Source organism: uncultured Sphingomonas sp., assembly GCF_913774285.1.
In the GTDB taxonomy this organism is placed as follows: domain Bacteria; phylum Pseudomonadota; class Alphaproteobacteria; order Sphingomonadales; family Sphingomonadaceae; genus Sphingomonas.
The window spans coordinates 1-19,462 of sequence record NZ_CAJYHX010000010.1; the positions used below are offsets into that span (position 1 = coordinate 1).

Annotated in this window: 19 protein-coding genes; 12 read left to right on the forward strand and 7 right to left on the reverse strand. The window is 66.7% G+C overall.

The window, feature by feature from the left end:
• The 8 genes from QZ670_RS05690 to fabI form a co-directional block, all read left to right on the forward strand.
• The coding region (locus QZ670_RS05690) for a response regulator (protein ID WP_294252820.1) at positions 1–293 on the forward strand (293 nt) is incomplete at its 5' end.
• 46 nt (positions 294–339) lie between these two features.
• On the forward strand, positions 340–1,587 hold the full coding sequence (locus tag QZ670_RS05695) for a putative DNA modification/repair radical SAM protein (protein WP_294252822.1): 1,248 nt from the start codon (positions 340–342) through the stop codon (positions 1,585–1,587).
• A gap of 80 nt (positions 1,588–1,667) precedes the next feature.
• A complete protein-coding gene (locus tag QZ670_RS05700; RefSeq protein ID WP_294252825.1) occupies positions 1,668–2,153 on the forward strand; it encodes a hemerythrin domain-containing protein in 486 nt (161 codons plus the stop codon).
• A gap of 3 nt (positions 2,154–2,156) precedes the next feature.
• Positions 2,157–3,629, forward strand: coding sequence for a UdgX family uracil-DNA binding protein (locus QZ670_RS05705; RefSeq protein WP_294252827.1), 1,473 nt, complete (start codon positions 2,157–2,159; stop codon positions 3,627–3,629).
• Between the two features lie 27 nt (positions 3,630–3,656).
• Positions 3,657–4,163, forward strand: a complete 507-nt coding sequence (locus QZ670_RS05710; RefSeq protein ID WP_294252829.1) for a hypothetical protein — start codon at positions 3,657–3,659, stop codon at positions 4,161–4,163.
• Positions 4,164–4,273: 110 nt separating this feature from the next.
• Positions 4,274–5,212 (forward strand): J domain-containing protein, encoded by a 939-nt coding sequence (locus QZ670_RS05715; protein ID WP_294252831.1) that lies wholly within the window; start codon positions 4,274–4,276, stop codon positions 5,210–5,212.
• Between the two features lie 6 nt (positions 5,213–5,218).
• Positions 5,219–6,184 (forward strand): YihY/virulence factor BrkB family protein, encoded by a 966-nt coding sequence (locus QZ670_RS05720; RefSeq protein ID WP_294252833.1) that lies wholly within the window; start codon positions 5,219–5,221, stop codon positions 6,182–6,184.
• Positions 6,181–6,984 carry an enoyl-ACP reductase FabI gene (gene fabI, locus QZ670_RS05725; protein ID WP_294252835.1) on the forward strand — a complete coding sequence of 268 codons (804 nt, stop codon included), beginning with the start codon at positions 6,181–6,183 and terminating at the stop codon, positions 6,982–6,984. Before QZ670_RS05720 ends, fabI begins: the two co-directional genes overlap by 4 nt.
• Positions 6,985–7,015: 31 nt before the next feature.
• Here the strand turns inward: fabI and QZ670_RS05730 are convergent, their stop codons facing one another.
• From QZ670_RS05730 to sppA, 3 genes are all read right to left on the reverse strand, one after another.
• On the reverse strand, positions 7,016–7,414 hold the full coding sequence (locus tag QZ670_RS05730; protein WP_294252837.1) for a hypothetical protein: 399 nt from the start codon (positions 7,412–7,414) through the stop codon (positions 7,016–7,018).
• Positions 7,415–7,484: 70 nt separating this feature from the next.
• Positions 7,485–8,048 (reverse strand): GNAT family N-acetyltransferase, encoded by a 564-nt coding sequence (locus QZ670_RS05735; protein WP_294252839.1) that lies wholly within the window; start codon positions 8,046–8,048, stop codon positions 7,485–7,487.
• Positions 8,045–9,946, reverse strand: a complete 1,902-nt coding sequence (gene sppA / locus QZ670_RS05740) for a signal peptide peptidase SppA (protein WP_294252841.1) — start codon at positions 9,944–9,946, stop codon at positions 8,045–8,047. Before sppA ends, QZ670_RS05735 begins: the two co-directional genes overlap by 4 nt.
• Positions 9,947–10,151: 205 nt before the next feature.
• On the opposite strand from sppA, the gene groES reads away from it, so the two are divergent.
• Together groES and groL are read left to right on the forward strand one after the other, a co-directional pair.
• A complete protein-coding gene (groES, locus tag QZ670_RS05745; protein ID WP_064310559.1) occupies positions 10,152–10,439 on the forward strand; it encodes a co-chaperone GroES in 288 nt (95 codons plus the stop codon).
• A 56-nt stretch (positions 10,440–10,495) separates the two neighbouring features.
• On the forward strand, positions 10,496–12,139 hold the full coding sequence (groL, locus tag QZ670_RS05750; protein WP_294252846.1) for a chaperonin GroEL: 1,644 nt from the start codon (positions 10,496–10,498) through the stop codon (positions 12,137–12,139).
• A 242-nt stretch (positions 12,140–12,381) separates the two neighbouring features.
• Here the strand turns inward: groL and QZ670_RS05755 are convergent, their stop codons facing one another.
• Both QZ670_RS05755 and QZ670_RS05760 read right to left on the reverse strand, forming a co-directional pair.
• Complete coding sequence (locus tag QZ670_RS05755; protein ID WP_294252848.1) at positions 12,382–14,370, reverse strand: oleate hydratase; 1,989 nt, start codon at positions 14,368–14,370, stop codon at positions 12,382–12,384.
• A gap of 91 nt (positions 14,371–14,461) precedes the next feature.
• The gene (locus tag QZ670_RS05760) at positions 14,462–15,010 is read right to left on the reverse strand and encodes a hypothetical protein (RefSeq protein ID WP_294252850.1); all 549 of its coding nucleotides are present in this window, start codon (positions 15,008–15,010) and stop codon (positions 14,462–14,464) included.
• Between the two features lie 166 nt (positions 15,011–15,176).
• On the opposite strand from QZ670_RS05760, the gene QZ670_RS05765 reads away from it, so the two are divergent.
• Both QZ670_RS05765 and serA read left to right on the forward strand, forming a co-directional pair.
• Positions 15,177–16,334 carry a phosphoserine transaminase gene (locus tag QZ670_RS05765; RefSeq protein WP_294252852.1) on the forward strand — a complete coding sequence of 386 codons (1,158 nt, stop codon included), beginning with the start codon at positions 15,177–15,179 and terminating at the stop codon, positions 16,332–16,334.
• A 105-nt stretch (positions 16,335–16,439) separates the two neighbouring features.
• The gene (serA, locus tag QZ670_RS05770) at positions 16,440–18,017 is read left to right on the forward strand and encodes a phosphoglycerate dehydrogenase (protein ID WP_294252854.1); all 1,578 of its coding nucleotides are present in this window, start codon (positions 16,440–16,442) and stop codon (positions 18,015–18,017) included.
• A 69-nt stretch (positions 18,018–18,086) separates the two neighbouring features.
• Here serA and QZ670_RS05775 read toward each other — a convergent pair whose 3' ends face one another.
• Together QZ670_RS05775 and QZ670_RS05780 are read right to left on the reverse strand one after the other, a co-directional pair.
• A complete protein-coding gene (locus QZ670_RS05775) occupies positions 18,087–18,299 on the reverse strand; it encodes a hypothetical protein (RefSeq protein WP_294203843.1) in 213 nt (70 codons plus the stop codon).
• A 127-nt stretch (positions 18,300–18,426) separates the two neighbouring features.
• Positions 18,427–19,275 (reverse strand): hypothetical protein, encoded by an 849-nt coding sequence (locus QZ670_RS05780; RefSeq protein WP_294252856.1) that lies wholly within the window; start codon positions 19,273–19,275, stop codon positions 18,427–18,429.
• Positions 19,276–19,462 lie beyond the last annotated feature (187 nt).

Below are 19,462 nucleotides of genomic sequence, written 5' to 3' on the forward strand. Positions count from 1 at the left end.
CGTCGGACGGCGAACAGGCGCTGTCACTGCTGACGATCCAGCCACGCATCGACATGCTGTTCACCGACATCGTCATGCCCGGCATCAACGGCCGCATTCTCGCCGACCGCGCGCGCGAAAGCCGCCCCGACCTCAAGGTGCTCTACACCACCGGCTATACGCGCAACGCCATCGTCCATAACGGCATGCTCGATCCGGGCGTCGCCTTCCTCGCCAAACCCTTCACGCTCGATCAGTTGGCGGGCAAGGTGCGGCAGGTGCTGGACGAGGACGCCCCGACCGCCTCATCCTGATCGAGATTATGGACAAGCGCGCCTGATGAACATATCAGGAACGCATATGGCGCAGATGTCGACCCGTCAAAAGTTGGAGATTTTGGCCGATGCCGCCAAATACGACGCGTCCTGCGCCTCGTCCGGCACGGCGAAGCGGGACAGTCGCGGCGGCAAGGGCATCGGATCGACGGAAGGCATGGGTATCTGCCACGCCTATGCGCCCGATGGCCGCTGCATTTCCCTGCTCAAGATCCTGCTGACCAACAGCTGCATCTTCGACTGCCATTACTGCATCAACCGCAAGAGCTCGAACGTGCGCCGCGCGCGTTTCACGCCCGCCGAAGTGGTCGATCTCACGCTGAACTTCTATCGCCGCAATTACATCGAGGGGCTGTTCCTCTCCTCGGGCATCATCCGCTCGTCCGACTATACGATGGAGCAGATGGTCGAGGTGGCGCGGTCCTTGCGCGAGGACCATCATTTCCGCGGCTATATCCACCTCAAGACGATTCCCGATGCCGATCCGGCGCTAATCCACCAGGCGGGGCTCCATGCCGATCGCCTGTCGATCAACGTCGAGCTGCCGACGGTCGCCGGGCTCAAGCGGCTCGCGCCCGAGAAATCGGCGCCACAGATCGAGGGCGCGATGCTGGGGATGCGCAGCGCGATCGAGGACGGGGCGGATGCGCGGAAACGCTATCGCTCGGCACCCAAGTTCGCCCCCGCCGGCCAGTCGACCCAGATGATCGTCGGCGCCGATGCCGCGACCGACGGCGACATCATCGATCGCGCCGCCGGCCTGTACGGGCGTTTCGGACTGCGCCGCGTCTATTATTCGGCATTCAGCCCCATTCCGGATGCGAGCACGGTGCTGCCCCTCCAGCGCCCGCCGCTGATGCGCGAGCACCGGCTCTACCAGTCGGACTGGCTGATGCGCTTCTACGAATACCGCCCCGACGAAGTCGCCCAGGCAGTGGATCCGGCGACGGGCATGCTGCCGCTCGACATCGATCCCAAGCTCGCCTGGGCGCTGCGCTTCCGCGATCGCTTTCCCGTAGACCTCAACCGCGCCCCGCGCGAGGCGCTGCTCCGCGTGCCGGGGCTGGGCACCAAGGCGATCGCCTCGATCCTCGCCGCGCGCAAATGGCGGCGGCTGCGGCTGGAGGATGTAGCCCGGCTGACGGTGTCGCTCGCCAAGATCCGCCCGTTCATCGTCACTGCCGACTGGCGCCCGGTCGCGCTGACGGACAAGGCGGATCTGCGCGCCTGGATCGCGCCGAAGAAGGAGCAGCTGGAGCTGTTCGCGGCGTGACGCTTGCGTTGCGAACGACTCGCGGGAGCAACCTAGCGCAGGGCCACCGGTTGGGGCTGGGAAACCAGGGAGAGACCTACATGGCCGACCAGCCCCGCATCTTCGCCGACCTCATCGCCGATCACAATCGCCAGCGCGAGCTGATCGCCAAGATCGACGCCACGTCCGGCGATAGCCAGGATCGCCGCGACCTGTTCGAGCAGCTCCGCCTCGAGCTCCAGTCGCACGCCGCGGCTGAGGAAGAGTCGCTCTACGCGACGATGCTCGCCAACCCCGAGCTGCGCGAGGATGCGCGCCACTCGGTGTCCGAGCACAAGGAAGTCGACGACCTGCTCGGCGAGCTGATGGACATCGAAATGTCCTCCTCCGCCTGGCTCTCGAAGTTTCGCGCGATGAAGGACCGCTATCTCCATCATATCGACGAGGAGGAGGAAGAGATGTTCCCCACCGCCGAGAAGGAGCTTTCCTCGGAAGAGGAAGAGCGGCTCGGCAAGATCTTCGAGAAGCGCAAGCCCAAGGAACTGGAGCGCGCCGAAGCCCATCCGCCGGGCGACGAGCGCGAGTAAGCGTTGCGCGCCGTAACGCTTGCCGCCGAGGATGATTTCGAGGGCTGGCGCGATGCGGCGCGGGCGCTTGCCCAGGCGCATGTCGCGCCGCCCGAGGTGGTGTGGCGGGTCGGGGACGCGCCGGGGGATTTGTTCGCCTTCGATCACCCTCACCCTTCCGCGGCTTCGCCGCTCCCTCCCTCTCCCAAGGGGAGAGGGAGCTCAGGGCCCTCTCCCCTCGGGAGAGGGAGGGGACCCGCCGCCGAAGGCGGTGGGGAGGGTGAGGGCGACCACCGCCTGAAAGTCCCCCGCGCCTTTCTAGACCTCGCCCAGGCCGTCATCCTCCATTCGGACCCGCAGCGCTTCTCGCTGCTCTACACCCTGCTCGCCACGGATCCGCACCGGATCGAGGACCGCGCCGACCCGCTGGTCCGCCGGCTGGAGCTGATGGCCAAGGCGGTGCGCCGCGACATCCACAAGATGCGCGCCTTCGTGCGCTTCCGCGAGTTGGTCGACGAGAGCTGCCCGCGCTTCATCGCCTGGTTCGAACCCGAGCATCACATCGTCCGCGCCAATGCCCGCTTCTTCGTCGAGCGCTTCGCCAGCATGCGCTGGTCGATCCTCACCCCCGAAGTCTCGCTGCACTGGGACGGGAGCACGCTCAGCGAAGGCCCCGCCGCCGCCCGCGGCGACGCCCCCGCCGACGATCCCGTAGAGGCGGTGTGGAAGACCTATTACGCCTCGATCTTCAATCCGGCCCGCCTCAAGACCGGGGCGATGCTGAAGGAGATGCCGCGCAAATACTGGAAAAACATGCCCGAAACAGCGTTGGTCAAAGAGCTCGTGTCCGGTGCCCGGGCGCGGGAGACGGCGATGGTGGAGACGGCGCGCAGTTCGATGGGCGGCAATGTCGCAGGTGCCTGGGAAGCGCTGCGCGACGAGGCGGCGGCATGCACCCGCTGCCCGCTCTACAAGCCCGCCACCCAAACCGTGTTCGGCGAGGGACCGCTCGATGCCGACATGATGCTGGTCGGCGAACAGCCCGGCGACCAGGAGGATCTCGCCGGCCGCGCGTTCGTGGGGCCCGCCGGGCAGATGCTCAACAAGGCGCTGGACGAAGCGGGGATCGACCGCGCCCGCGTCTACGTCACCAATGCGGTCAAGCATTTCAAGTTCGAGCCGCGCGGCAAGCGGCGCATCCACGCCAAGCCCGATGCCGGCGAGATCACCGCCTGCCGCTGGTGGTACGAGCAGGAGCTGGCGCTGGTCCGCCCCAAGCTGGTCGTGGCGCTGGGCGCCACCGCCGCGCGCCAGATCACCGGCAAGGCGGCGACCATCTCGAAACTGCGCGGCCAGAAGCTGGCGCTGCCCGAGGGGGGTACCGGCTGGGTGACGGTGCACCCCAGTTACCTCCTCCGCCTGCCCGATGCCGAGGCGGCGGCGCAGGCCTACCAGGATTTCGTCGCCGATCTGCGCGGCGCGCAGGCCTTGCTCTAGTGCGGGAAGCCGGGTCAAACGGGGCGCATGATGAAGACGCTATTGGGCGCCGCGCTCGCGCTGCTGCTGCCGCTTTCCGCCTCGGCGCAGGATTTTTCCAAGATCCCGCTGACGATGTTCGCGCTGAGCGGCTGCTGGCAGGGCGAAGGCGAAGTGCGGGGCAAGCCGGTGACGCTCACGCTCGCCGCCTATCCGACCCTGGAGCGAACGATGTTCGCGATCGACGCCACCAGCGTCGCGACCGCCGATGCCAAGGATCGCTATGCCGCGCACCTGCTGTTCGGCGCGGTCGGCGAGGACGGTGGCATTGCCGGCCTCTGGGCGGACAGCTTCGGGGCCGCCTATACCGCAACCGGCAAGGGCGCGCTGACCGGCGACGGCTTCACGATCACCTATGCCTATCCCGACGCCGAGTTCGTCAATCGGTGGCGCAAGCGCGACCGCACGCTGGAATGGCAGATCACGGCGAAGGACAAGGCGGGCAAGGAGACGGTGTTCGCGCACTACACTCTGCGCGACACCAAGTGCCGTTAGGCGGATAGCGCTGCGCCCCTTGCGCGAAACGATTCGCACGCCGATGTTTGGGCTTTAACACCTGTCCTGTAAGGGGCGGGCGATTGGCATTGGACGCATTGGGGATTTTGGTGGCAGATCCATACGTAACGCTCGGGGTGGCGCGTAGCGCGAGCGAGGACGAGATCAAGAAGGCCTATCGCAAGCTCGCCAAGGAGCTGCACCCCGATCGCAACAAGGACAATCCCAAGGCATCGGAGAAGTTCAGCCAGGTCACGCAAGCCTATGACCTGCTGACCGACAAGGACAAGCGCGCCCGCTTCGACCGCGGCGAGATCGACGGCGACGGCAATCCGATCGCGCCGTTCGGCTTCGGCGCAGGGGCAGGCGGCGGCGGGGGCGGCTTCCGTCCCGGCGGCGGCCAGTTCGACTTCGGGGGCGGGGAGGCCGATATCGGCGACATCTTCGAAGGCCTGTTCGGCGGCGGGAAGCGCGGCGGCGGGGGCGGCTTCAGCGGCGGCTTCGGCGGCTTCGGCCGACGTCCGCAGCCCAAGGGCGCCAATATCGCCTATCGCCTGGCGGTGTCGTTCGAGGATGCCGCCAGGCTCGCGCCGCAGCGGATCACGCTCAAGGACGGCAAGACGATCGACCTCAAGCTCCCCGCCGGCGTCGAGGAAGGCACCCAGATGCGCCTCGCCGGCAAGGGCGAGGAAGGGCCGGGCGGCGCCGGCGACGCGATCGTCACCATCGAGATCCAGCCGCACCGTTTCTATGTGCGCGACGGCGACAACATCAAGCTCGACCTGCCGGTGACGCTGGCCGAGGCGGTGCTGGGCGCGCAGGTTCGCGTGCCGACCCCGGACGGGCCGGTGATGCTGACGGTGCCCAAGGGCTCCAGCTCGGGCAAGGTGCTGCGGCTCAAGGGCCGCGGCTTCCACAAGCGCGGCGGCGCACGCGGCGACCTGTTCGTCACGCTGATGGTCGAGCTGCCGGTCGACGACGACGCCCTCATCGAATTTGCGCAGGGATGGAAGAACAAGGGGAACCCGCGGGGACGCATGGGCGTCTGACCCCGCGTGGACGAACCGACGCGCGCCTCGATCTCGCCTCAGTCGCCCGAAGGACGGCGGCTTGGGGTCGGCGGAAATGTACCGCGGCGGCTGGCCGAGCTCGGCGTCACCGAGCGGATGTTCGAGATCGTCAAGCGGGTCGCGATCGGCACCTTCAACGACGGCTTCACCTATGCGGGTAACCTCGCCTACCTGTCGCTGGTAACGCTGTTCCCCTTCTTCATCGTCGCGACCGCGCTCGCCAGTTTGGTCGGGCGTACCGGCACCGGCGTCCACGCGCTGGAGGCGTTCCTTCAGACCGTGCCGCCCGACGTCGCCAAGCTGCTGCGCGATCCGGTGATCGAGGTGCTCAATGGCCGCACCGGCGGTTTGTTGTGGCTGGGCGGCCTTGTCGGCCTGTGGACCACCGCCGGTTTCATCGAAACGATCCGCGGCATCCTGCGCCAGGCCTATGGCACCACTTCCAGCACGCCCTTCTGGCGCTATCGGCTCGCCTCCATCGGGATGATCGTCGCGGCGGTGCTGCTGGTGATGCTGGCCTTCACCTTCCAGGTGATCCTCACCGGCATCGAGCAATTCCTCTACCGCGTGTTGCCGCTCGCGACCGAAGCGCAGCGCTTCGCCTCGGCGAGCAAGGCGGTGCCGGCCTTCGCGTTGTTCGGCGCGCTCTATGTGCTGTTCTTCGCGCTGACCCCTTCACGCTATCGCGCGCGCGCCTATCCCAAATGGCCGGGCGCGCTGTGCACCACCCTGTGGTGGCTCAGCGTCACCGGCGGGCTGCCCTGGGTGCTGTCCACGCTGGGGGGCTACGGCGCCACCTATGGCAGCCTGGCGGGCGTGATGGTCGCGCTGATCTTCTTTTTCCTGGTGGGACTCGGCCTCGTCGTAGGGGCCGAACTCAACGCCGCTCTGGCGGAAGTGCCCGAAGCCGGTCTAGAGGGGGAGCAAGCACAGGAGATTCAGAAGACGTGACCGGATTGATGCAAGGGAAGCGCGGGCTCATCATGGGCCTCGCCAACGACAAATCGCTGGCATGGGGAATCGCCAAGGCACTGCACGCCCAGGGTGCGGAGCTTGCCTTCTCCTACCAGGGCGACGCGCTGCTCAAGCGGGTGAAGCCGCTGGCCGAGCAGGTCGGCTCCGATTTCCTCATCGATTGCGACGTGGCGGACATGGCGGCGCTCGACACCACGTTCGAGACGCTGGCGGCGCGCTGGCCGACGATCGACTTCGTCGTCCACGCGATCGGCTTCTCGGACAAGAGCCAGCTGCGCGGCCATTATTACGACACTACGCTCGACAACTTCCTGATGACGATGAACATCTCGGTGTACAGCTTCACCGCGGTGGCGCAGCGGGCGCAGCGGATGATGCCGAACGGTGGCAGCCTGCTGACGCTCAGCTATTACGGCGCCGAGAAGGTCGTGCCGCACTATAACGTGATGGGCGTCGCCAAGTCGGCGCTCGAGACTTCTGTCAAGTATCTCGCGATGGACCTGGGCCCGGAGAATATCCGCGTCAACGCCATCTCCGCGGGCCCGATCCAGACGCTGGCGGCACGCGGCATCGGCGACTTCAACTATATCCTCAAGTGGAACCAGCTGAACTCGCCGCTTCGCCGCAACGTGACGATCGAGGATGTCGGCGGCGCCGGCCTCTATCTGCTGTCGGACCTCGCCTCGGGCGTGACCGGCGAGATCCACCATGTCGATGCCGGCTACAACGTGATCGGCATGAAGGCCGAAGACGCGCCGGACATCGCGCTGGCCTGACCCGAACCGGGGCGGCCACGCGCCGCCCCGCTCAGTCGCCGCCCAGCAGCCAGGCGCGCGCAGCCTCGACATCGTCGAACAGCATCGCGCCGGGCCGTACCTCGACGATCCGCCGGATCTGCAGCCGCGTCAGCATCGTCGAGGCGACGAAGGCGAGCCGGTGCGCCCAGTGCGTCATCTCGGTATCGGCGAAGTTCCGGAGCACGAAATCGGCGGTCGCCTGCGGCAGCACATGCACGCCGCGGGCATCGTAGAGCGTGCGGTGCCGGCCCGCATCGGGCCCAAGCGTGAGGATCGCCGCGCGCACTTCCTCCGCAATCCAGCCGACATCCTCCGGCGAGGGCACGCCGGTGACGCGGATGGCGATCAGGCGGGCCTCACGCTCGACATCGATCGTGAAGTCGACCGCGTACGGCGAGGTTGGATCCATCCTCATGGATCTCGGCCAATCGCCGTTCCGGGTCAACTGTCTGGCGGAGCAGCCTTCCGGTTGCCCCCGCTCAGGCGCGGACCACGCCCAGTTCGTGGAACGGCTTGGGCTCCTCCGGCGGGCGTGCGGGTTCGTTGAGCTCGCACTGCCAGATGCCGACATCGATCCACTGCCCGTGCTTGTATCCGGCCTCGCGGAACACACCCGTGCGGCGGAAGCCTACCGCTTCATGCAGCGCGATCGAACTGTCGTTGGGCAGGGTGATCATGCCGAAGGCATGGACGAAGCCCTGCGCACGGAGCGTGTCGACCAGCGCCTCGTAGAGCAGCCGCCCGGCGCCGCGGCGCTGCGCGGTGTCTGCCATGTAGATCGAGCTTTCGACGACGTAGCGATAGGCCGGGCGGTCGCGGAACTTGCTGGCATAGGCATAGCCGATCACGCCGCCATCGGCGCCATCGCCATTGGTGGCGACGATCCACGGATAATAGCCTTCGCTCGCGCCCATCCGCGCGGCCATGGTCGCGGCGTCGGGCGGCTCGATCTCGAACGAGGCGGTGCCCGTCAGCACGTTCGGCGCGTAGATGGCGGCGATCGCCGCTGCGTCGTCCGGCGTGGCGGCGCGAATTCCGATCACTTCATTGCTCCCATGGCGAATTGAAGAAGGGCAAGGTCGCTGGGCTGTGCGCTCGGCACGCCCAGCGCCATGCATTCGAGGCAACGCGCCTGCACCGATCCGGCGGCGGTCAGCCGCTTGGCGTCGCCCAGCGCCTGGGCGAGCAGCAGGCGGCGCTCCTCGCCGATCCGGGCATAGGCATCGCTGCCGGCGGGGGCATCGGCCCAGTTGCCGTCGTCGTCATCGTCATTGCCGAGCGAGCCGAGGAAGCCGGCGATCGCCGCATTCAGTGCGCTCGGCTTCTTGGCCAGATAGACCGGGCGCACCTTGGCGGGGTCGAGCTTGGCGCGCTTGGCCGCTTCGGCGATCGCGTCGTTCAGTCCGCCGAAGCGATCGACCAGGCCGATCTGCCGCGCGATGCCGCCGATCCACACCCGGCCCTGGCCGATTTCGTCGACCCGCTGGGGGGTGAGCTTGCGCGAGGCTGCGACCAGCCCGACGAAGCGGCCATAGCCCGCCTCGATCGCCGATTGCAGGATCGTGTCGACCGTGGCGTTGGTGCCGCCATAGACGCTCGGCTGGCCGGTGAGCGGCGTGCTCTCCACCCCGTCGGTGGTCACGCCGATCTTGGCGAGGCTGTTCTCAAAGGTCGGGATGATGCCAAAGATGCCGATCGAGCCGGTGATGGTGTTCGGCTCGGCGAAGATCACGTCGCCCGCGGTCGACACCCAATAGCCGCCGCTGGCGGCCAGGCCGCCCATCGAGACGACCACCGGCAGCTTCTGCGCCTTGGCCTGCAGGATCGCCTGGCGCATCTGCTCCGAGGCCATCGCCGAGCCGCCCGGCGAGTCGACGCGGACGACCAGCGCCTTGAGCTTGCCGTCCTTCAGCCCGTCGAGCACGAGCTTGCTGACGGTGTCGCCGCCTGCGGTGCCGGCGCCGCCCTTGCCGTCGACGATCTCGCCGGCAATCGTGATCACGCCGATCGCGTCGCCGCTGGTCGGCAGCGGATTGGCCTGCAGCCAGTCGGCGAGCTTGATGCCGTTGAAATTGCCCGCGCGGGCGCCGCTCGGCGCGCCGACGAGCTGCGCGACATGCTTGCCGAAGGCGATGCGGTCGCCGAGCTGGTCGACCAGCCCATAGGCCTTGTTGGCGCTGGCGATGTCGCCCTTGGCGGCGGTGATCGCCACGTCAGGCTTCATCAGGAACTCGGCGATGCGCGCCTTGGGCCGCGCCTTGAGGATGCCCTCGCGCCACTGATCGAGCAGGCCGCCATAGAGCGCGGTGTTCGCCTCGCGCGCCTCGGGCGACATGTCGGCGCGGATATAGGGCTCCACCGCCGACTTGAACTTGCCCACCTTATAGACGTGGACGTTGATGCCGAGCTTCTCGGTCAGCCCCTTGTAATAGAGCTGGCGGCCGCCCGGGCCCATGAACAGCGATCCGCCCATCGGGTGGACCCAGATCTCGCTGGCATTGGCCGCGATCTGGTAGCCGCTGTCGGTATAGGCGGTGGCATAGGCGAGCACCGGCTTGCCCGCCGCGCGGACGCGGCCGACCGCGGCGGCGACGTCGCTCACCGTGGCGGGATAGCCGCCGAGGAAGCTGTCGAGATCGAGCACCACCGCCTTGACGCGGGAGTCGGTCTTGGCTGCGTCGAGCGCGCGGATCACGTCGCGCGCGCCGACCTGACCGGCGGCGCGGGCACCGCTGACGCTGGACAGCGGATCGGCCTCGCTCGGCTGCTCGACCAGCGCGCCGTCGAACGCGACGATCAGCGCGCCGTCGCGAATCGTCGCGGGAGTCGGCCGGTGCGAGAGCGCCGCGAACAGCGCGGAAAAGAACAGGAGGAGCAGAACCAGGACGAGCAGGTCCTTGATTCCGACGAGTATCTTCCAGGCGGTACGAACCAGCTTCACCGGCGGCTCCTCAAAGGGTATTCCACGATCGGTGCTACCGGATGCGCGCAGGCGAGGCAACGACCCGTCTTATCGATCCAACACGCTGAAAAAAGTTCCCGTCGCACCCGTTGACGAAGCAAATTTCGGTTCACATATCCCTGGTGTTAGCACTCTGGGGGACCGAGTGCTAAACAGCGATTTCCACCTGAAAGAGGATCAGGCAATGAACTTCCGTCCGTTGCACGACCGCGTGCTCGTCCGCCGCGTCGAAGCCGAGGAAAAGACCGCCGGCGGGATCATCATCCCCGACACCGCCAAGGAAAAGCCGCAGGAAGGCGAAGTCGTCGCCGTCGGCACCGGCACCAAGGCCGAAGATGGCAAGGTGACCCCGCTCGACGTCAAGGCCGGCGACCGCATCCTGTTCGGCAAGTGGTCGGGCACCGAGGTCAAGGTCGACGGTGAAGACCTGCTGATCATGAAGGAAAGCGACATCCTCGGCATCGTCGGCTGAGCGACCTCGCGAACCTCAACTACCTGAAACTTAGCGAAATTTGAAAGGGCAGTCCCATGGCAGCCAAGGACGTAAAGTTTTCGCGCGACGCTCGTGAGCGCATCCTGCGCGGCGTCGACATCCTCGCCGACGCGGTGAAGGTCACGCTGGGCCCGAAGGGCCGCAACGTCGTGATCGAGAAGAGCTTCGGCGCGCCCCGCATCACCAAGGACGGTGTGTCGGTCGCGAAGGAAATCGAGCTCAAGGACAAGTTCGAGAACATGGGCGCGCAGATGGTGCGCGAAGTGGCCTCGAAGACCAACGACATCGCCGGCGACGGCACGACCACTGCGACCGTTCTGGCGCAGGCGATCGTCCGCGAGGGCATGAAGTCGGTTGCCGCCGGCATGAACCCGATGGACCTCAAGCGTGGTATCGACCTCGCCGTCACCAAGGTCGTCGAGGACGTCAAGGCGCGCTCGAAGCCCGTCTCGGGCAGCCAGGAAGTCGCCCAGGTCGGCATCATCTCGGCGAACGGCGACCGTGAAGTCGGCGAGAAGATCGCCGAGGCGATGGAGAAGGTCGGCAAGGAAGGCGTGATCACCGTCGAAGAGGCGAAGGGTCTCGAATTCGAGCTCGACGTCGTCGAAGGCATGCAGTTCGATCGCGGCTATCTCTCGCCCTACTTCATCACCAACCCGGAGAAGATGGCGGTCGAGCTCGCGGATCCGTACATCCTGATCCACGAGAAGAAGCTGTCGAACCTGCAGTCGATGCTGCCGATCCTCGAAGCGGTCGTGCAGTCGGGTCGCCCGCTGCTGATCATCGCCGAGGACATCGAAGGCGAAGCGCTGGCGACCCTGGTCGTCAACAAGCTGCGCGGCGGCCTGAAGGTCGCAGCGGTCAAGGCACCGGGCTTCGGCGATCGTCGCAAGGCGATGCTGGAAGACATCGCCGTCCTCACCAAGGGTGAAGTGATCAGCGAAGACCTCGGCATCAAGCTCGAGACTGTCACGCTCGGCATGCTCGGCACCGCCAAGCGCGTCACCATCGACAAGGACAACACCACCATCGTCGATGGCGCCGGTGAAGCCGAGTCGATCAAGGCTCGCACCGAGCAGATCCGCCAGCAGATCGAAGTCACCACCAGCGATTACGACCGTGAGAAGCTCCAGGAGCGTCTCGCCAAGCTCGCCGGCGGCGTGGCCGTGATCAAGGTCGGCGGTGCGACCGAAGTCGAGGTGAAGGAGCGCAAGGACCGCGTCGACGACGCGCTGCACGCGACCCGCGCAGCCGTGGAAGAAGGCATCGTCCCCGGCGGCGGCACGGCCCTGCTGTACGCGACCAAGGCCCTGGAAGGCCTGTCGGGTGCGAACGAGGACCAGACCCGCGGCATCGACATCGTTCGCAAGTCGCTGACCGCGCTGGTTCGCCAGATCGCCAGCAACGCGGGCCAGGACGGCGCCGTCGTCTCGGGCAAGCTGCTCGACCAGGCCGACACCTCGTTCGGCTTCAACGCCGCGACCGACACCTACGAGAACCTCGTGGCTGCCGGCGTGATCGACCCGACCAAGGTGGTGCGCACCGCGCTGCAGAACGCGGCTTCGGTCGCCGGCCTGCTGATCACCACCGAGGCGACCATTGCCGAGTTGCCGGAAGACAAGGCCGCAGCGCCGGCGATGCCGGGTGGCATGGGCGGCATGGGCGGCATGGACTTCTAAGTCCGCGCTCGACGCAAAAAGAGGGGCCGGCGGAGCGATCCGCCGGCCCTTTTTTCGTGCCCATCGTCAAGCGAGCCGCCATCGGCCCATTCGCCCCCCCTCCCGCTTGCGGGAGGGGACGGGGGAGGGTGAGAGCGGGAAGCAGAGCAAGCACGGTGAAGAAGCGCTTCTTCCAACACCTCGCCCGCTTCCCGTACACACCCTCCCCTAACCCCTCCCGCAAGCGGGAGGGGGATTGGAAGTCACCGCTCCTTCACGCCGGCCATCCAGCCGCGCACCGTGTCCGCCGCTTCATTCACCCACTGACTCCCCCGTCCGAACAACCCGGCGAGCTCTTCCTCCGCCCGGTGCAGCGCATCGCCGTCCTTTTCCGGCAGCGGCGGCAGGATGTGGGCGAAATAGCTCTTGCCGAGCAGCCGGTGGAGCAGTCGCTCTCCGGGGAAGGGCGCGCCATTGTTGAGCGCCCGCGCCCCGCGGAGCAGGTTGCGGATGTCGTACTGGGTCGGGCTGATGTCCGGCACCTGCTTCAGCACGTTCAGCAGCGTATAGACGCCGATGCGCGCGGTGCGGATCGAGCTTTCCATCGTGAAGACGATGTCGTTCGCGGTCTCGACGAACTGGCCGACCAGCGCGAGGTTGGTGCAGCCCTGCGGCACCACCGCCGGCCGGTCGCCCGCCGCGCGCGGCATGAACTCGGCGGTGATATACGGCATCAGCGCGAGCCGCACCTTGGTCGCCTCCGCCACGGCCGCGACCTGATCCTCGGCGATGCCGAGATGGTGGCACAGTTCTTCGAGGATCTCGCGGCCGGTGCAGTCGGGCATCGGCTTGGCCACCTTGTCGCCGGGCACGTCCATGCGCAGCGCATAGGCCCAGAGCACCAGCACGTCCTCGGGCTGGTCCGGGAAATGCGGCTGGCGATTGCAGGTGACGCTCATCAGCCATTTCGAATCGGTGAAGGTGAGGATGCCGCCGGTCACCGTGCGCCCCGAATAGGGATCGTTGACCGCCAGCTCCTTCAGCCGATCGACCAGCGGCGAGGGGCGGCAGGTGAGTGTCGCCGATTCCCACATCGAGCGGGCGATGTCGCCGCAGAACTTGTCCGGTTTGCCGAAGACAGGCGATTGCTTGGCGAGGTTGCGCCACAGCGTCCAGTCGCTGTCGGCGCCGGGCTCGTGCGCCCCACGTGCCAGCACCGGCGCATGGTCCATGTCGCCGTAGGCGGTGCCCTCGGTCATCGAGCCCGGCAGCACGAAGACGAGATCCTGTGCTTCCACCGGGAGCATGGTTGCGGCGCCTGCCACCACGGCGCGGATTCCGGTGACGGTGCGATTTTCATCCTCCACGGCGAAGTCGAGGTCCGTGGCGCGCGTGTCGAACTGGAAGCGCACGCCCTGCTCGCGCAGCATCTTCGTCAATGGCCGGACGAAGCTGTCGAACTGGTCGTATTTGGGGAACACGACGACCGACATGTCGGCGAAGCCGTCCACCGAATCGAGGAAGCGGTGGAGGTAGAGCTTCATTTCCAGCAGGCTGTGCCACTGCTGGAAGGCGAACATGGTGCGGAACAGCGCCCAGAAATTGGTCTCGAAAAACCCCGCGTTGAAATACTGTTCGATGGTGGTGTCGTTCACCTCGTCCTTGCGCTTGAGCAGCAACCGGACGATTTCCCACTGGTCCTTGCGCGAGAGGCCGAAGGTGCGGAACTCCTGCACCAGGCCCTGCTGGTGCATCAGCCGCGCCTTGGAATAATTCGGGTCGCGGTCGTTCACCCAGCGATATTCATCGAGCACGCTGTAGCCGGCGGGCAATTCCAGCGCGGGCACATCCTGGAACAGGTCCCACAGATTGTCGTAGTTCCAGTTCATCTCGCGGCCGCCACGGATCAGATAGCCGTGCTCCGCATCGCCTGCGCCGTCGAGCGATCCGCCCTCCACCTGCGCGGCATCGAGAATGGTGATGTTGGCAGGCGGCATATGGCCGTCGCGGATCAGATAGAAAGCGGCAGCAAGTCCGGCGATGCCGCTGCCGACGATCCACGCCTTGCGGTTTTCCACGCCCTGCGTCGGCAGCGGGCGGTTGCGGGCATAGGGGCTCCAGAAGTCGGGCGGGGGCAGCGTGTTCTCGGGCTGCTGGCTCCAGTAGCGCGTAGTGGTGTCCGGCCCGTGCACGAAGCCTTGCGGCGCGGCGTCGGCCTGGGTGTCGAGCCAATCGGGAATGGAACGGGGCATGCTGCGGTCCTCCTGAATCCAGCGGTTTCTCGCCGCCGGATTCAGGCAAACCTTTGCGTATGCGTATCCGTAATGTTGGCAGGCCGCTCTATCAGTCCTTGCGGTCGTCCTTCTTGTCGTCCTTGTCGTCGACCGGCAGCTTCGGCACCGCGGCGCGGGCGGTGGCGGTGGGCGCTGCCGGCGGCTTGCAGCCCTTCGAGACGCCGAGACCCTTGAGATAGGCACGGCGGATGGTGCCGCCATAGAGCGCCGCGGTGACCCGCTTCTCCTGCTTGTCGGCGCCCGTGACCATGCGCACCAGCCCGAAGCCCGGGATCAGCGTGCCGACAATCGCACGGCTGCCTGCCGCCGCGATCGCGCCGCCATTGCCGCCCTTGGCCGCCGGTGCATCGGCATCGGTGCCGAGCACGGCGTTGAGGTCGGCGATGCCGGCGCGAATCTGTGTGCAGCTCTTGGTCCCCTGCGACGAATAGGGGGCGGAGGCGGCGAGCAGCAGCACGTCCGGAATCTTCTTCTCGTTGATCCGCAGGTCGCGCAGCGGTGCCTGTGCGCCGTCCCCGACGCTCTGCTTCTGCTGCTGCGCCATGGCCGGTGTCGTCAGGAGCACCGCGGCCAGCCCGGCCGCCAGAATCGTCCGCATGTCGTATCTCCCAGATATGTTGCAAAGCTGTCCGGAAAAGTCGCAGGGGCACAACATTGTTCCACCGAAACGATGTCGATGATTGACTTTCGGTCACCCGCCGCTACGGCCGTCGACGGGCCACGCGGTCCCAACGCCGCGCGTGCTCTCTGTGAGGAGAGTCTACATGACTGATTTGACTGCCGCCGACGCCACAATTGCGCCTGCGAAGCCCGCCACCAAACCGGCGCGTCCCTATTTTTCCTCTGGTCCCTGCGCCAAGCCCCCGGGCTGGTCGCCCGAGAAGCTCGCCACCGAGTCGCTCGGTCGCTCGCACCGCTCGAAGCTGGGCAAGACCCGTCTCCAATATTGCATCGACCTGATGCGCGAACTGCTCCGCCTGCCGGACACGCACCGCATCGGCATCGTGCCGGGCTCGGATACCGGCGCCTTTGAAATGGCGATGTGGACGATGCTGGGCGCACGGCCCGTCACCACGCTCGCCTGGGAAAGCTTCGGTGAAGGTTGGGTCACCGATGCGGTCAAGCAGCTCAAGCTGGATCCTACCGTGTTGCGCGCCGACTATGGCCAGCTGCCCGATCTGAACGCGGTCGACTGGTCGAACGACGTGCTGTTCACCTGGAACGGCACCACCTCGGGCGTGCGCGTGCCGAACGGCGACTGGATTGCCGATGACCGCGAAGGCCTGAGCTTCGCCGACGCCACCTCGGCAGTGTTCGCCTATGACCTGCCCTGGGACAAGATCGACGTCGCCACCTTCTCCTGGCAGAAGGTGCTGGGCGGCGAGGGCGCGCACGGCGTGCTGATCCTGGGCCCGCGCGCGGTCGAGCGTCTCGAAACCTACACCCCCGCCTGGCCGCTCCCGAAGGTGTTCCGCCTCGTCTCCAAGGGCAAGCTCGCCGAGGGCGTGTTCAAGGGCGAGACGATCAACACGCCGTCGATGCTGGCCGTGGAAGACGCGATCTTCGCGCTGGAATGGGGCAAGGGCCTGGGCGGCGCCGCGGGGCTAATCGCCCGTTCGGACGCCAATGCCGCCGCGCTCGACAAGATCGTGGCGGAGCGGGACTGGCTGGGCCATCTCGCCGAGGATCCGGCGATCCGCTCGCGCACCAGCGTGTGCCTCACCGTCGAGGGCGCCGATGCCGACTTCATCAAGAAGTTCGCCGGCCTGCTCGAGAAGGAAGGCGCGGCCTATGACGTGGCCGGCTATCGAGATGCGCCGGCGGGCCTGCGCATCTGGTGCGGCGCGACCGTCGACACCGCCGATATCGAAGCGCTCGGCCCCTGGCTCGACTGGGCCTACGCCACCGCCAAGGCGGGCTGATTTTGGTGCTCCTGCGAAAGCAGGAGCCCACGCCCCTACGCGACCCCTTACCAAATTCCGGGCGCCTGCTGTTGCAGGTGCACCGCTGTGCACAGGAGCAATTCCATGCCCAAGGTACTGATTTCCGACAAGATGGACCCCAAGGCCGCGCAGATCTTCCGCGAGCGCGGCGTCGAAGTGGACGAGATTACGGGCAAGACGCCGGACGAGCTCAAGGCGATCATCGGCCAGTATGACGGCCTCGCCATCCGCAGCTCGACCAAGGTGACCAAGGACATTCTCGAGCACGCCACCAACCTCAAGGTGATCGGCCGCGCCGGCATCGGCGTCGACAATGTCGATATCCCGGCCGCCTCGGCGCAGGGCGTGGTGGTGATGAACACCCCGTTCGGCAATTCGATCACGACCGCCGAACATGCCATCGCGCTGATGTTCGCGCTCGCCCGCCAGCTGCCCGAGGCTGATGCTTCCACCCAGGCAGGGAAGTGGGAGAAGAACCGCTTCATGGGCGTCGAGCTGACCGGCAAGACGCTGGGCCTGATCGGCGCGGGCAATATCGGCTCGATCGTCGCCGATCGCGCGATCGGTCTGCGCATGCGCGTGATCGCCTATGATCCGTTCCTCACGCCCGAGCGCGCGCTGGAAATGGGCGTCGAGAAGATGACGCTCGACGATCTGCTGCTGCGCGCCGACTTCATCACGCTGCACACGCCGCTGACCGACCAGACCCGCAACATCCTGAGCCGCGAGAATCTCGCCAAGACCAAGAAGGGCGTGCGGATCATCAATTGCGCGCGCGGCGGCCTGATCGACGAGGCGGCGCTCAAGGACGGGCTTGATTCGGGCCATATCGGCGGCGCGGCGCTCGACGTGTTCGTGCAGGAGCCGGCCAAGGAGCATCCGCTGTTCGGCACGCCGAACTTTGTGGCGACCCCGCACCTCGGCGCGTCAACGACCGAGGCGCAGGTCAATGTGGCGATCCAGGTCGCCGAGCAGCTCGCCGAATATCTGATGACCGGCGGCGTCACCAACGCGCTCAACGTGCCGAGCCTATCGGCCGAGGAAGCGCCCCGCCTGAAGCCGTACATGGCGCTGGCCGAGAAGCTGGGTGGCCTCGTCGGCCAGCTGGCGCATGGCGAGCTGACCAGCATCGCCATCGAGGTCGAGGGTGCGGCGGCCGAGCTCAACCAGAAGCCGATCACCAGCGCGGTGCTCGCGGGGCTGATGCGCGTCCATTCCGACACGGTGAACATGGTCAACGCGCCGTTCCTCGCCAAGGAGCGCGGTCTCGATGTGCGCGAAGTGCGCCATGATCGCGAGGGCGATTACCACACGCTGGTGCGCGTAACTGTCGGCACCCAGGCGGGCGATCGTTCGGTGGCCGGCACGCTGTTCGGCAACGCCGCGCCGCGCCTGGTCGAGCTGTTCGGCATCAAGGTCGAGGCCGATCTGGCGGGCCACATGCTCTACATCGTCAACGAGGACGCGCCGGGCTTCATCGGCCGTCTCGGCACCACGCTGGGCGAGGCGGGCGTCAACATCGGCACCTTCCACCTGGGCCGCCGCTCGGCGGGCGGCGAGGCGGTCCTGCTGCTCTCGGTCGACGAGGCGGTGGACGCAGGCCTGCTGGCCAAGGTCAAGGCGCTGCCGGGTGTGAAGACCGCGATGGGCTTGGCGTTCTGATCCGATAGGATCGGATGTCGGCAAAAGGGGGCGGGTGCCAAAAGGCATTCGGCCCCTTTTTATTTGCGGTCAGTCGAGCGTCGCTTCGGCGCCGCCGAGAAGGGGGCGTGGGGTGGGGCCGGATGGCGGCTCTATGGGTTCGAGGCCATCGTCGCTGCGCAGTGGAGGAAAGTTCGGCGGCGGACGACCGCCCGCTACGAAAATGGCGGTGATCGCCGCCCGTATCTCCGCCCGTTCCGCATCGGTCATGCGGGGTGGGCCGGTAAGGTCCTTGATCGGCATGGGCAATCCTCCCGCGATGCTGACGTGCGCAGGATAGCATAGCTCGACGAAGCGCGCGAAGGTCTTGCCCCCTGGATGGATCGCCAAAGCAAGGGCGGGGTCTTCTGTCGTCCCCGCCCCTTGAGCATCAGACGACGGTGTCCGACGGCAACAGCGCATCGCGGCGGGCGCGGATGACCTCGGCTTCGTCTGGCGTCAAATCCAGTCGATCGAGTCGCTCGTCGAGCAGAACCGGCAGCGTGGCAGCGGGGTGCGTCACCGCCAGGGTGAACGTCTCGTCCTGCGCGGGGTCATAATGAGTCCAGGGCCGCTCGTCCTTGGTGAAGCCGCTGGCGATCGCCTTGCCGGTCAATGCGGGGTCGATCGGCGCATAGGTGATCCGGCTACGGTCCTTCTTGTCGGTGCGCTGGGTGATGCGTGCCCAGACCGGCCGCAGCGGCGTCGGGTGGCGCATGGCCTTGATCGAGGCCGACTGATGCAGGAAACGCCGCATCATCAGGACCGAAAACAGCGCAAAGACGGCCACGACCAACAGCGAACCGAGGAAGCGGTTCCAGAACTCCTCGATCGCCAGCGACAGGGTGATGTTGTCGGGGTTCCCGCGCTCCGCGACGATGCGGGTTTCGCGATCCTCGTTGCTGAACGCCATGTAGGAGAAGCTGACCGCCCGCGACCGAATCTCACCATCGCGGGGATAGGCGATGGTCGCATTGCAGCGGACGCTGAACTTGCGCATCCGGCATTCGCCATCGACCATCGACGCTTGCGGGACCTCGACCGGCGCGCGCAGGATGCGGTAATCGGCGTACAGGCCGGGCCAGATGGTCGCGACGATGGCAAGCGCGCCCAAACCCAGCAGGATGCCGAACACCAGCAGCCTGTAATGATCGGCAAATCCGGCCCGCCGCACCTGGATGGGCCGCGCGGGCAGCAGCCCCGATGGGTCGGGAAGACCGTAGTCGGTTGTCTTCAACATGCTCCTCCTTAAGGCAGGCGGTCATCTATCATCGTGCCGCCAACAGATGCGAAAAACATCGGGCGACCAAGGGGTTGCATGCGTAACGAGAAAACGCAGGGGCAATCGCGGTTGACGCCGCTGACTTGAGTGACCAATCACGAAGCCCATCCGTCGCAGGCCGACGATCGAACGACAGGGTTTTTCG

Coding starts and splice junctions, on each gene's coding strand:
- QZ670_RS05695 (WP_294252822.1), top strand. CDS start 340: ATGGCGCAGATGTCGACCCGTCAAAAGTTGGAGATTTTGGCCGATGCC.
- QZ670_RS05700 (WP_294252825.1), top strand. CDS start 1,668: ATGGCCGACCAGCCCCGCATCTTCGCCGACCTCATCGCCGATCACAAT.
- QZ670_RS05710 (WP_294252829.1), top strand. CDS start 3,657: ATGATGAAGACGCTATTGGGCGCCGCGCTCGCGCTGCTGCTGCCGCTT.
- QZ670_RS05730 (WP_294252837.1), bottom strand. CDS start 7,414: ATGGATCCAACCTCGCCGTACGCGGTCGACTTCACGATCGATGTCGAG.
- groES (WP_064310559.1), top strand. CDS start 10,152: ATGAACTTCCGTCCGTTGCACGACCGCGTGCTCGTCCGCCGCGTCGAA.
- groL (WP_294252846.1), top strand. CDS start 10,496: ATGGCAGCCAAGGACGTAAAGTTTTCGCGCGACGCTCGTGAGCGCATC.
- QZ670_RS05755 (WP_294252848.1), bottom strand. CDS start 14,370: ATGCCCCGTTCCATTCCCGATTGGCTCGACACCCAGGCCGACGCCGCG.
- QZ670_RS05760 (WP_294252850.1), bottom strand. CDS start 15,010: ATGCGGACGATTCTGGCGGCCGGGCTGGCCGCGGTGCTCCTGACGACA.
- QZ670_RS05765 (WP_294252852.1), top strand. CDS start 15,177: ATGACTGATTTGACTGCCGCCGACGCCACAATTGCGCCTGCGAAGCCC.
- serA (WP_294252854.1), top strand. CDS start 16,440: ATGCCCAAGGTACTGATTTCCGACAAGATGGACCCCAAGGCCGCGCAG.
- QZ670_RS05775 (WP_294203843.1), bottom strand. CDS start 18,299: ATGCCGATCAAGGACCTTACCGGCCCACCCCGCATGACCGATGCGGAA.
- QZ670_RS05780 (WP_294252856.1), bottom strand. CDS start 19,275: ATGTTGAAGACAACCGACTACGGTCTTCCCGACCCATCGGGGCTGCTG.